Source organism: Pseudophaeobacter leonis, assembly GCF_002087335.1.
Lineage (GTDB): Bacteria > Pseudomonadota > Alphaproteobacteria > Rhodobacterales > Rhodobacteraceae > Pseudophaeobacter > Pseudophaeobacter leonis.
The window spans coordinates 1-12,193 of sequence record NZ_MWVJ01000025.1 but is presented as its reverse complement, the minus strand read 5'-3'; the positions used below and the strand labels follow the sequence as shown (position 1 = coordinate 12,193).

Below are 12,193 nucleotides of genomic sequence, written 5' to 3'. Positions count from 1 at the left end.
GTCCTCTCAGGCAAGCCCGATAGGTAGTCACGACGATTTGATTAGCTCTATCAGGTATTGCGATGGGAAATTCTCCCCCTACATTGAGGGCAGGTTTATATAGAGTAACGCGCAGCCACCTAAGGCGATCGGTTTTGCTGATCCCGGCCACACTGACACTGGCTAAACTGACCCCGGCTAAACTGACACTGGCCAAACTGAATCTGGCCACTCAGAACGCAGGCGGGGGGGATTGACGATACCGGATGCCTTGGGCGAGGAGAAAAAGAAGATGGCAACAACAGGAATGGCGATGACAAGGAGTACCTCTGTGCAGCCTCAGGCGATTGCAGTTTCAAAAGAACAGGATAGACAGGTCGGCATGTTCCGCATGCTGTGGCTGGGCGTGTTGAGCCTCGTGATGGTCCTGGCCCAGGTGTTGTCGGCGCAGGCCCGCCCTGAGAGCCTGGCGCCACTGGCAGACAAGGTCAGCCCGGCGGTGGTGAATATCACCACCACCACAGTGATCGAAGGGCGCACCGGCCCGCAGGGTATCGTGCCCGAAGGGTCTCCCTTTGAGGATTTCTTTCGTGAAGTTTCAGGATCGCAATGGCGGCGACAACAGCGACCGCCCGCAGCGCTCTTCTGCCCTGGGGTCCGGATTTGTGATCTCCGAGGACGGCTATATCGTCACCAACAACCACGTGATTGCGGATGCTGACCAGATCGAGATCGAGTTTTTTCCCGGCGATGGCCAGCCCAAAGAGCTGTTGCCAGCCAAGGTGATCGGGACCGATCCCAACACTGACATTGCCTTGCTCAAGGTCGAGGCACCTGCACCGTTGAAGTTTGTCACCTTTGGCGACAGCGACACGGCGCGGGTTGGCGACTGGGTCGTCGCTATGGGCAATCCGCTGGGGCAGGGGTTTTCGGTCTCTGCCGGTATCGTGTCCGCCCGTAACCGCGAGCTTTCGGGGTCGTATGACGACTACATTCAGACTGACGCGGCGATCAACAGGGGCAACTCTGGCGGTCCATTGTTCAATATGGATGGCGCTGTTGTTGGCGTGAACACGGCGATTTTGTCGCCCAATGGCGGTTCCATCGGTATTGGCTTTTCGATGGCCTCAAATGTGGTGCACAAGGTCGTGGCACAGCTGAAGGAATATGGCGAAACCCGTCGCGGCTGGCTGGGTGTGCGCATTCAGGACGTCAGCGATGACGTGGCCGAGGCGATGGGGTTGGAAGACGCAAGCGGGGCATTGGTGACCGACGTGCCTGATGGTCCGTCGAAAGAGGCCGGTCTGCTGGCAGGCGATGTGATTCTCAGCTTTGATGGTGCGGTTGTGAAAGACACCCGCAGCCTGGTCCGGACCGTTGGCAATACCGAGGTAGGTAAGACGGTGCGCGTGGTGATCTACCGGGAAGGCAAGACCGAGACCCTGAAGGTCACGCTGGGCCGTCGTGAAGATGCGGAGCGCGAGCCGGAGTCGTCAGAGGACGAAGAGGACGATGCGCCAAAGGTGACTGAAAAGGAACTTCTGGGTCTGTCGATTGGGATCCTGACCGACAAAATGCGCAGCGAGCTGAACCTCTCTGACGGTACTGAGGGGCTGGTTATCCTCTCGGTGAATGAAGTGTCGGAAGCCTGGGAAAAGGGTCTGCGCGCGGGCGATGTCATCACCGAGGCGGGACAGCAAAAGATCGCAACCATCGGCGAGTTGGAGGCCCGTATTTCGCAGGCCAAGGAGGCCGGGCGCAAATGGCTGCTGCTTTTGGTGCGCCGCAATGGTGAGCCACGGTTTGTGGCGCTTAACCTGACCGAATAGGGGCGTAACCCCCTGCGACAGCATCACGAGAAGGCCGGGTTTGACTCGGCCTTTTGCGTTTTGACCCGCCGACAGCTGGCTGTTTTATCTTTGGGCGCGCGCGGCGGGTGAAGCAGGCAGGGAAAGGGAAAGAGCCATATGCTGGCGGGCATATGGCTCTTCTTTTGAAACGGGCAGTCATCGGGATGGGATGATAATGTCTACCTTGCGACTAAGGTGGCAGGGATTGGCGTGCGGATCTGTGATCTTGTTCACAGCGGATCAAGAAATTTTAAAAAAAAACAATTTCAAACTCCTTTCGGTGATTTCGGTCAGGCAGGCTGATGAGTGAAACAAAACAGCTGTGGCCAGGGGAAGGCACTGGCGGCTGGTCAGTCCAGGTTTACTTGTTTACCGGCCTCCCAGGGGAGGAGTGGGAGAGGCATTGCTCTGCGCTGAAGGTTTTGAAGTTTCAGTTTTTGAAATCGGGGCCAAGCCTCGCAGAGGGCGAGATCGGGTTGTTTGCAGGCTGTGTTGGGGTCGCGCTTTAAAGAAAATGCCGGAAGTTAATGAAATATTGGCCTCTTGAGATGCAATCTTTGGCAAGACTAGGTCCGAAACCCACAACCAAAGTGACGACTAAGATGATGAAACGAACCATTGTAGGCGCTGTTCTGGCGATTGCGGCGAACACGGTTTCAGCCCAGGAGCTGCCGGTAAGTGATCCGATTTCGGCAAAGATTTTCCTGGAATTGCGCAGCATTCAGCAGCTTGCGGGGGTTATTGACCCTCTGCTTACGGTGCCAGGAGAGGCCTTTCGTATTATCGAAGGTGATTTTATTGCCCTTGGCGCTCTGAGGATACGGTTGGTGGGCATTGATGCGCCAGAGATTGCGCAGCGCTGCAACAGATCTGATGGCGGACTGTGGGAATGCGCCGCCAAGTCAGAAGACCGGGTGCGTGAGATCCTGCGCTCGGCGGAACGGGTCGAGTGTTTTGGCAATGGCCGCGACCCCTATGGCTATTACATCGCGTCTTGCACGGCGGATGGAGAAGACGTCGGGGCGCGTTTGGTTGAAGAGGGTCTGGCCTGGCCTGACGAAGAGCAGGGCTATTACCTGCCAGAAGCCGCCAGAGCACAGGCTGGTAGCCTTGGCATCTGGCAGGCTGAGACCGAGCGGCCAGCTGAGTGGCGCAAACAACATAACTAGCACGGACCTGGGACCAGGAAACAAGAACTGGGATCTGGCCTCATTTGCGGACAGATCCACAGGGCGTTGATTTTGTGTGCCCTGAATTCACACGCAGCAGTTTTGATGTGCTTGCCGCAATGCCTGATTTCTATCGTTGGGGCCGACACGGTGCAGCCAGTGTCGCGAAGCGGGGTGTTGGACGACGTCCTTTTTCGCAAGCGCTAGATTGATTCTGGTTCTGCCAGCAACCCAAGGGCGCTGCGGTCCAGTATCTGTACCCCGCCACGGCTGATTTCGATCAAGCCGCTGCGTTTCCAGTTCGACAGAGTTTTTGAGACGGCCTCGCGCGTGGCGCCGACATATTCGGCCAGTTCGGCCTGAGACAGAGCCCGGCGCCCATTGCCGCTGTCCGGTGCCAGATACAACAGTTTGCGGGCCAGACGCACCGGCATTGGCAGAAAAACCTGCTCGTTTAACTGCAGGTTCATCCAACGCATCCGTTGTCCGGCAAGACGCAGCAGATCTCCGGCGAGTACTGGCTGTTGCTGGATCTGGGCCAGGATGTCGCGATTGCGCAGACGTCGCAACCGGCTGGGCTCAGCTGCGGTGACCGTGGCCGTGCGGGGACCGGGGTCAAACAGCACAATTTCGCCAAAGACTGCGCCAGCCCGCATCAAATCCAGCGAGAGCTTGCGGCCTGACGCAGAGAGGATTGAGAACTCCAGCGCGCCCTCAACAATGGCATAAAAGGCGTCGCCAGTGTCGCCTTGCTCAAACAGCACCTCGCCATTGGAGAGGCGTACTTCACTGGCCTGGCTTTCGAGCATTTCACGCAGTGGCGCGGATGCTGCGGACAGGAAACCGGTTTCTGGCAGGCGGTCATATCGCATGATGTAACGGGTCTCCGTTATGATTTGCCACAAGGGGGCTGCAGTGCTTTTGCGACAGGTGAATGCCGACAGCTGGGGTTCTAGCAGAGCTTAGAGCGTTGTGAAACTGCGGGCTGTTCCAGTGACTGTTTGGGGGGACTTGTTTGGGGCGGCTTGTTTGCGGTGAGCTGCTGCGGCGGCCAGACGACTGGCCGGCCGCCTCCTGGCCGCCTCCTGGCCGCTTACTGGCTGTCTACCGGCTGTCTACTGGGCGATGGCGATCAGGCCGAGTTGACGCGCCGTGGCCAGAGACAGGGTGCTGCTGTCCAGACCGGCCTCTTTTTGATAGCGGCGCAGGGCGATGCGGGTGTTGCGATCCATGCGCCCGGTGGCGGCGCCGCGATAGTATCCGCGCGCGGTGAGAGCGCGTTGCAGAGAGGCCAGAAAATCGGGGGTGATTTGTTCCGGACAGGGGGTCTCGATCCAGGAGACGCGCCGGGGTTCCACGATATCCTGTCGGGTAACGGTGCGAAAAACGGCGGGCTGGATGATGCGGTCTGCCTCTCCCAGAACCGCAGGCTGGACCACGATCTGATCGGTAAAGGATGTGATGATGGCGGGGCTTGTGTTGCGGTGCCAGCAGGTGCCAGCCGGGGCACCGGGCGGAGCCTCTGGCTGGGCCTGCTCCGGCGGCGCTACCGGCGATGTCGGCGTGCAGGCTCCAAGGTGGGTCAGGGCTGCCAGCGAGAGGGTCGAAACAAGGAAAAATAGTGGTCTGGTCATGCCTTTTGGTACTCGATCCCGCTGGGCGATGTGTCTGCGTCGCCGTTTGGCGTGAGACTAGACCAGATCCTGAGAGGGCGCAAAGGCCGGATCACCGCTGCGGCCCTGTCGGTGAGCTAGGGCGCGCGGATTGAGTGGCTATCGTTGGCCTTTCTGGCACTGAAAGGCGGCAGGGTCCGGTCGCTCTGACGGGGTTTGAGCCGGGAGGTGGCGAGACCGGGGGAATTGTTGGGGGCTGAGTGATCTTTTTGTTTGGGCTGATTTCACGGATTGCGTGGATGAATTCGGACAAAAGAAGAAAATTTGCCGCAGCAGCCCAGTCGGGTCATGCTACGGCGCAAATTGGGCTGGTGCCGGCGCGGGGCCTTGGCTACACAGTTTATCGAGTACCGAGAAGGGGAAAATCAGACTATGGCAAAGATCACCTATGTCGAACACAATGGCACCGAGCATGTTGTGGACGTGGCCAATGGCCTCACCGTGATGGAAGGGGCCCGCGACAATAACATTCCGGGCATTGAGGCAGATTGCGGCGGGGCATGCGCCTGTTCGACCTGTCATGTCTATATTCATCCAGACTGGGTAGAGAAACTCCCCGCCAAGGACGATATGGAAGAAGACCTGTTGGATTTTGCCTTTGAGCCTGACCCCATCCGCTCTCGTCTGACCTGCCAGGTGAAGGTGACGGATGAGCTGGAAGGGTTGATCGTTCAGATGCCAGAAAAGCAGATCTGATGACAAGGCGGGTCATAGCGCGGCGTCTTATGTCGCGCTTGTGGTCCCGTTTTGCGCGCCGCGCGGGGCGAGGGCAGTGCCTGTGGCTGGTGCTGAGTGTCGCAGCTGCCCCGCTGTCAGCCGAGGGAATAGGGCCGGATGATATCGGCCATTTGAGCCCTGGTTGGACGGATGAACTCCTTGCGGCGGAATTTACGCATCCTACAACACGGTATGCTCATGGTGTTTTGGGCGATGCGATTGAGTGGTCCGGGCTTTCCCTGCGCTTTGTTGGTCAGGGCGGCGCGCCTTGGGGGCTGGAAATTCCACTTCCTGCTGACCATGTGTTTGAAGACCTGGAACCGCGACTGATCGACCTCAACCTGGACGGTCGCCTTAATGCGGTCATGGTGGTCGAAACGGATATGGCGCTCGGTGCGGCCCTGGCGCTGTATGGTGCCGATGGAAAGATCGCCGAGACGCCGCATATTGGGCGTAGCAATCGCTGGCTGGCCCCAATTGGGGCAGCGGATCTGGATGGTGACGGCCGTGTTGAGCTGGCTTATATAGACCGGCCACATCTGGCCAAAACCCTGCGGGTCTGGCGCTTTGAAGCCCGTGGTCTCAGAGAAGTATCGTCGAAAACGGGACTTACGAACCATCGGATCGGTGATAATTTCATTACATCCGGGATTCGAACCTGTGCAAATGGTCCTGAGATGGTCACGGTCGACGCAAACTGGCAACGGTTGGTTGCATCACGTCTGAGCAATGGTCAGATTAACAGCCGTGACATCGGGGTCTTTTCGGGGCCTGCCAGTTTGCAGGCAGCGCTGGCCTGCCGGTGATTGCTGCCGATCCGACACGTCTTTCCCCGGGATTGCGTTAGCCGCTACCGCGCCGTGCCCCAGGCACGGCGCCCGGCCCAAGGGCGGCGGCATTCTATGAATGCCAGGCCGCGCGCGGGAGCCCCCCCCTCTTGCGGGATAAGTCAGGCTTGCGGGGCTAAATCAGACGCGTCGTTGTAGGGTCAGTGGGGTTGGTCGCTCAAACCCTGAATGTGCGGTTTCGGCTGTCTTACCAAAGCCGAGCCGCGTAAAGGCCGCTTGATTTACTACCAGCTCAACGCGTACTTGCAGCTCAAGAACTGCACCGCCCAGCTGCAACGCCCGCTCACAGGCGTGCTCCACCAGGAAACGCGACACCCCCGTGCGCAGTCTTACCCGTGCGCCGTCTTGCTTCAGCAACGGCGAGCTTGCCAAGATACAGGCAGTCTGCGCGCGGGGTCAGAAAACCGCAGGCGAAAACTGGCGTGCCAAGGCACCAGATTTCGCCCGTCTGGCAGTGTTGAGCCATAGCCTCCAATGTGAGCTGGCGCACGGAAGAGGGCGGATCAATCCGGCGCTCCATCTAGCTGAAACTGTCCTGGATCAGCGTCCGGGCAGCATCAAGCGCGGCGATGTCGCTGGCGGCAAGACGGCGGGGGGATTTCATCTGGGGATCAACAGCTGTCTGATGGTGGCGCATAGTCGCTTTTTGCTGCGGCGTTTGTGGGCTGATCACGGACTGTTGTTGCCCACCACATGATCACCGCCAATATCGCCCAGCGACGAAAACAGGCTGGCGGTATTGTTCACCCCCATTTTTTTGAGCAACCTGGCGCGATGCACCTCAACCGTGCGATAGCTGAGGTTCAGAGAGCGGGCGATCTCTTTGCTGGTCTGACCTTCTCCGAGCAAGGAATAAACCTCACGTTCGCGGCGAGTCAGGGGCAGATAGGGGCGCAGGCCAGACAGGTCGGCAAAGCTCCAGACGGCGCGGCCCAATGGCGCATCCGGTGTAAAGGTATGGCCCCGCACCCGGACCCAAAACAAATCGCCGCATCTGCGTCGCATCACCCGCTCGTCCCAATAGGGATTGCCCTGGCTCAGGCTTTTGTCGCCGCGGGTGCGCAGGTTCTGGAACTCTTCCTGTGAGGGGTACAAAAAGGCAAAAAGCTGATCCAAAAGCGCGTCACGCGGATAGCCGAACATCTCACAAAAGCGCTGATTGCACTCTCGCAACACCCGGTTTTCGGTGACCACAATGCCAACAGGCGCAAAATCAAAGGCCAGCCTGGCCAGATCGCGTGCCTCATAGAGCTGGTCAAGCCTGTCAGAGCTGGGCTGTTGTTCCATCAATCCTCCAAGAACTGTGCAGACTGTATCGCCTGCATGTCTCTGTGGAAACAGCTTTGGCAGCGCCTGCGGGCGCACAAACGTGGCGTTTTAAACCCTTAGCTCTGGTAGTAGCCCTCTGGGGCCAGCGGCGCTGGGGCCTTGATGCCCAAATGCGGGGCCAGCGAGATTTCCACTGTCCGGCACATGGCGTCCAGCGGCAGGCCATTCACCGTTTCACCAAAGGGATGGGCCAGCTCTTCGGTGACCTCGGCGAGGCCAAAAAACACATAGGCAACGATGCCCACAAAGACTGGCGTCATCCAACCGGCATCATCAATCAGCGCAAAGGGGATGAGCAGGCAATAGAGGTAGGTGGTGCGAAACACCAAGAGGGAATAGACGTAGGGCAATGGCGTGGCCGCAATCCGTTCGCAACCTGCCTGTGCCAGGGCGATTGCGGCAAACCGCTCTGCCAGTGCCTTGCGGGCAAAGCCATCCGGTGCCGCGAGAGCGGCCCTGGCACAGGCCGCATCAAGGGCCGCGCAGGGCGGATGCGGCTGCGCAGAGAAATCCTGCCCCGCCCAGTCTTTTGCCGCAGAGCTGTCGGCAATCTTGCGCAGATTGACCCGGTGCAGGTGCAAAAACGCCAGGGCCAGCCTGAGAACCTCATGGCGCGCGGTCTCATCGGGCAGAAACATGGTGCAGTCTCGCGCCAGGGCGCGCACATCGGCGACCAATTGCCCCCAAAGCCTGCGTCCTTCCCACCAGCGATCATAAGCGGCGTTATTGCGAAACCCCAGGAACAGAGAGAGGGCAACGCCAAAGACCGCAAAGGGCGCCACATTGGTATGGGGCAGCGCAATGACAGCCGCGTCGACCCAGACAATCAACAGCGCCAGGAGGGAGACCGCCAAAATCCGCAACCCAACGCGCGGCAGGACCGAGCCCTGGGTGGCAAAGAGCAGTTCGTAAGGACCTGTTTTTTCGCGTATAATCATTGAAAGCCTCTGCGCTTGTGAGGGGGGGATGGCGGCTGGGCCAATAAAAGCTCAAATTGAGCGTCGGGCCTCTATCAAAGGCGGCCAATCAGGCCTCATTTTCGTCAGGCCGGGCCGGACAGGTTGGTCAATCAGGTCAGGTCAATCAGGTCCGGGCAGGCGCGGCGCAGGGCACCATGGCCAAGGCCGCACCCTGTCTATGCCAAAAGCCCGACGCGTCCGGGCTTTTGCGAGGTTCAGTGCAGCAGCGCTGAACCGGTGCAACAGGGCGCTCGTCCAGTGCCCCGTCCAGTGCCCCGTCCAGTGGCCAGTCCAGCGCCCTAGTCCAGTGCGCGCCAGCCGATATCGCGGCGGAAAAATCCCGCAGGCCAGTCGATCTGATCCGCCATGGCATAGGCCCGGTCGCGGGCTTCTTGCAGGCTGTCGCCGCGTGCGGTCACGTTGAGAACACGGCCGCCAGTCGCGACAATTGCGCCATCAAGGCGCGCTGTGCCGGCATGAAACACCATGTTTGAGCTGTCCTCGGGAAGCGCCTCAAGGCCCTTGATCTGACTGCCTTTTTCATAGGCTCCGGGATAGCCATTGGCAGCCATGACAACAGTGATGGCGTGATCATCGCCCCAGTTGACCTGGGCCTGCTGTAAACGCCCCTCGGCGGCGGCCTGCATCAGATCCAGCGCCTGGGCGCCAAGACGCATCATCAGCACCTGACATTCAGGATCGCCAAAGCGCACATTGTATTCCACCAGACGCGGCAGCCCGTCCTTGATCATCAGCCCCACATAGAGCACGCCCTGATAGGGCATGCCACGCTCTGCCATGATCCGCATTGTCGGCTTTACAATCTCTTCCATGGCGCGGGCTTCGATCTCGGGGGTCAGAACAGGGGCCGGCGAGTAGGCGCCCATGCCGCCGGTGTTGGGGCCGGTATCGCCTTCGCCCACACGTTTATGGTCCTGAGCCGATCCAATCGACAGCACGTCTTCCCCATCGACCAGCACAAAAAGCGAGGCCTCTTCGCCTTCCATGAACTCCTCAATTACCACCTCGGCCCCGGCGCCGCCAAAGGCACCGCCAAACATGTCGTCGATGGCGGCCAGCGCCTCATCTTCGTTCATGGCGATGATCACGCCCTTGCCGGCTGCCAACCCGTCTGCCTTGACCACTGTGGGGGCACCGTGTTTGCGGATATGGGCCTTGGCAGCCTGCGCATCGGTAAAATGGCCATAGCCTGCGGTTGGCGCCTTTGCGGCATCGCAGACTTCCTTGGTAAAGCTTTTTGAGGCCTCAAGGCGCGCGGCGGCCTCGGAGGGGCCAAAAACCAGCACGCCTGCGTCACGCAGCCGGTCCGCCACGCCACTGGCCAGCGGGGCCTCGGGGCCAATGATGACGAAACCAATGGCGTTCTCTTCGACAAACACCGTGACCGCAGCGCCATCCATGATGTCGAGGCTGGCGCATTCAGCGATCTGAGCGATGCCGGCATTACCGGGTGCGACGATGAGTTTGTCGCATTTTGGGTTTTGCATGACCGCCCAGGCCAGGGCATGTTCACGCCCGCCGCTGCCGAGGATAAGGATATTCATCGCGTCTTCTCCGATCTGCTGATCCATTCCTGTCTGGTGACGGAATGTGATCAGATGTGCCCATGAACCCCGGGGCCGCGCGCCGGGCTTGCCTTGCTTGCGGCGGGTTCTATGCTGCGCAGGCCCGCAAAACAAGAACCAGAAGAGAAAGCGCGCCCTGAAAACGACCCTCAGGCGCCGCAGGAGAGCAGATCCCGTGTCCGACCTTTTTGACGATCCTACACCCGGCCCAGCATCTGGCCAGAATGCGCCTGAATTCAGCGTCTCCGAACTCTCTGGCGAGGTAAAGCGCACGCTGGAGGGCACCTTTGGCCGCATTCGGGTGCGCGGTGCGGTTGGCCGCGTGTTCAAAGCGCGCTCGGGCCATTTGTATTACGACATCAAAGACGACCGGTCCGTGCTGGCCTGCACCACCTGGAAGGGGCAGATCTCCAGCCTTGCCGTGGTGCCCGAAGAAGGGCTTGAGGTGGTGGTCACAGGTCGCCTCACGGCCTTTGGGGCCCAGTCAAAGTACAATATGAACGTGGATGAGGTCGCGGTTGCGGGCCAGGGCGCATTGATGGCGCTGTTGGAAAAGCGCAAGAAACAGCTCGAGGCAGAGGGGCTTTTTGCGCCTGAGCGGAAACGGCCTCTCCCCTATCTGCCGCATATCATTGGCGTTGTGACCTCGCCCTCGGGGGCTGTGATCCGGGACATTCTGCACCGGCTGCGGGAGCGCTTCCCGCGTAAGGTTCTGGTCTGGCCCGTGGCCGTGCAGGGCAGCAATTGTGCCTCAGAGGTGGCGCGGGCGATCCAAGGCTTTAACCGGCTGACCCCCGGCGGCGCTTTGCCGCGGCCGGATTTGATCATTGTGGCGCGGGGGGGCGGATCCATCGAGGATCTTTGGGGCTTTAACGAAGAAGTGGTGGCGCGTGCGGCGGCGGCCTCTGAAATCCCGCTGATCTCGGCGGTGGGACATGAGACCGACACAACCCTGATTGATTTTGTCTCTGACAAACGTGCCCCTACTCCCACGGCGGCGGCGGAACTGGCGGTGCCGGTGCGGCTGGGGCTGATGGCGTGGGTCGAGGGGCAGGGCGCGCGCCTGTTGCGCGGCACGGGGCAGGCGGTGCAGCAGCGGCGTCAGCGTCTGGACGATCTGGCGCGCGCCATGCCGCGCCCCGAAAGCCTGCTTGAGACGCCACGCCAGCGCCTGGATCATGCGGCGGAGCGTTTGCCGCGCGCGCTGGTTGCGGGGGTGCAGAGCCGCCACGTCACTCTGAGCCGCGCCTCGGCAGCGCTGCGGCCAGCCACGTTGCGGCAGCTGGTTGCAGCCCGCAGGGATCGTCTGCGCAATCTGTCCAGCCGGTTGAGCCTGCGACCCATTTCGCAAGAGGCGGCGCGTCAGAAGGAGCAGCTGGCGGGCCTTGCGCAGCGGCTGGAGGCGGCGCAGCTTTTACGCATCGACCGGCAGCGCCAGCAGGTATTGGCGACGGGGCGGCAGCTGGATATCCTCAGCTACAAGGCCACCTTGGCGCGTGGCTATGCGGTGGTGCGCCGGGGCGAAAACCTTGTCACCACCTGCGCAGATGCGGCCGCAGGCGGCGCCCTCAATATCGAGTTTTCAGACGGGCGGGTGGCGCTTACGTCTGGCGGAAAGCCTGAGTAAAGCCAGAGTAAAGCCAAACTAAGGCCTGTGTGAGAACGACTGGCGTCTGCGGATGGCAGGCTCAGACGCCGACCTCGGGGCCAAGGCAGAGCATCTCTTCGTCGATCTCGCCTGATTCATAGAGCTCGGTTGCTTCGGGGTCATTCTGAAAACGCGCGCTCAGGCCTTTGGCGCTGAGGGAAAAGCTCCAGCATTGCGGCTCACCGCGCTGCTCATAGACAAAACAGATCTGATCCGCCTGTTGATACCAGATGCCCTCCTGGCAGCGGCCATCGAGAAAAGACCAGATAACACGACGGCCCGGCAGGTAGCGTTCGACCCCATAGGCGGTGCCATCAAAGCCATAAAACAGGGTCTTGCCCTGCGTATACCTGTCGAAATCCTCTGCGCCCAGTGGCTCGGCTGCCTGCGCTCTCTGAGCTGCCAGGGGTAGGGTCGCGAGGGGCAGGGCGGGGA

Annotated in this window: 11 protein-coding genes and 1 pseudogene; 5 read left to right on the top strand and 7 right to left on the bottom strand. The window is 60.4% G+C overall.

All coding sequences use genetic code 11. The features are described 5' to 3' along the window. The first annotated feature begins 310 nt into the window (after window positions 1–310). Together B4968_RS07345 and B4968_RS07335 are read left to right on the top strand one after the other, a co-directional pair. Window positions 311–1,808, top strand: a pseudogene (locus B4968_RS07345) (Do family serine endopeptidase). A gap of 623 nt (window positions 1,809–2,431) precedes the next feature. Further along, window positions 2,432–2,998, top strand: a complete 567-nt coding sequence (locus B4968_RS07335) for a thermonuclease family protein (RefSeq protein WP_161492552.1) — start codon at window positions 2,432–2,434, stop codon at window positions 2,996–2,998. 203 nt (window positions 2,999–3,201) lie between these two features. Here B4968_RS07335 and B4968_RS07330 read toward each other — a convergent pair whose 3' ends face one another. Beyond that, a complete protein-coding gene (locus B4968_RS07330) occupies window positions 3,202–3,870 on the bottom strand; it encodes a Crp/Fnr family transcriptional regulator (RefSeq protein WP_083097824.1) in 669 nt (222 codons plus the stop codon). A gap of 243 nt (window positions 3,871–4,113) precedes the next feature. Then, the gene (locus B4968_RS07325) at window positions 4,114–4,632 is read right to left on the bottom strand and encodes a peptidoglycan-binding domain-containing protein (protein ID WP_083097822.1); all 519 of its coding nucleotides are present in this window, start codon (window positions 4,630–4,632) and stop codon (window positions 4,114–4,116) included. Between the two features lie 411 nt (window positions 4,633–5,043). Here B4968_RS07325 and B4968_RS07320 point away from each other — a divergent pair, with 411 nt between their 5' ends. Together B4968_RS07320 and B4968_RS07315 are read left to right on the top strand one after the other, a co-directional pair. Beyond that, window positions 5,044–5,367 (top strand): 2Fe-2S iron-sulfur cluster-binding protein, encoded by a 324-nt coding sequence (locus tag B4968_RS07320; RefSeq protein ID WP_083097820.1) that lies wholly within the window; start codon window positions 5,044–5,046, stop codon window positions 5,365–5,367. Continuing rightward, complete coding sequence (locus tag B4968_RS07315; protein WP_083097818.1) at window positions 5,367–6,194, top strand: FG-GAP repeat domain-containing protein; 828 nt, start codon at window positions 5,367–5,369, stop codon at window positions 6,192–6,194. Before B4968_RS07320 ends, B4968_RS07315 begins: the two co-directional genes overlap by 1 nt. Window positions 6,195–6,356: 162 nt before the next feature. Here B4968_RS07315 and B4968_RS24170 read toward each other — a convergent pair whose 3' ends face one another. The 4 genes from B4968_RS24170 to purD form a co-directional block, all read right to left on the bottom strand. Next, window positions 6,357–6,593: a GNAT family N-acetyltransferase gene (locus tag B4968_RS24170; protein ID WP_241525621.1), complete on the bottom strand. Its 237-nt coding sequence runs from the start codon at window positions 6,591–6,593 to the stop codon at window positions 6,357–6,359. A gap of 312 nt (window positions 6,594–6,905) precedes the next feature. Beyond that, window positions 6,906–7,523, bottom strand: a complete 618-nt coding sequence (locus B4968_RS07305; RefSeq protein ID WP_083097816.1) for a LuxR C-terminal-related transcriptional regulator — start codon at window positions 7,521–7,523, stop codon at window positions 6,906–6,908. Window positions 7,524–7,621: 98 nt separating this feature from the next. Next, window positions 7,622–8,503, bottom strand: a complete 882-nt coding sequence (locus tag B4968_RS07300) for a bestrophin family protein (protein ID WP_083097814.1) — start codon at window positions 8,501–8,503, stop codon at window positions 7,622–7,624. 320 nt (window positions 8,504–8,823) lie between these two features. Next, window positions 8,824–10,089 (bottom strand): phosphoribosylamine--glycine ligase, encoded by a 1,266-nt coding sequence (gene purD, locus B4968_RS07295; RefSeq protein ID WP_083097997.1) that lies wholly within the window; start codon window positions 10,087–10,089, stop codon window positions 8,824–8,826. A 196-nt stretch (window positions 10,090–10,285) separates the two neighbouring features. On the opposite strand from purD, the gene xseA reads away from it, so the two are divergent. Beyond that, window positions 10,286–11,737, top strand: a complete 1,452-nt coding sequence (xseA, locus tag B4968_RS07290; RefSeq protein ID WP_083097812.1) for an exodeoxyribonuclease VII large subunit — start codon at window positions 10,286–10,288, stop codon at window positions 11,735–11,737. A gap of 61 nt (window positions 11,738–11,798) precedes the next feature. Here xseA and B4968_RS07285 read toward each other — a convergent pair whose 3' ends face one another. Then, window positions 11,799–12,185, bottom strand: coding sequence for a hypothetical protein (locus B4968_RS07285; protein WP_083097995.1), 387 nt, complete (start codon window positions 12,183–12,185; stop codon window positions 11,799–11,801). Window positions 12,186–12,193 lie beyond the last annotated feature (8 nt).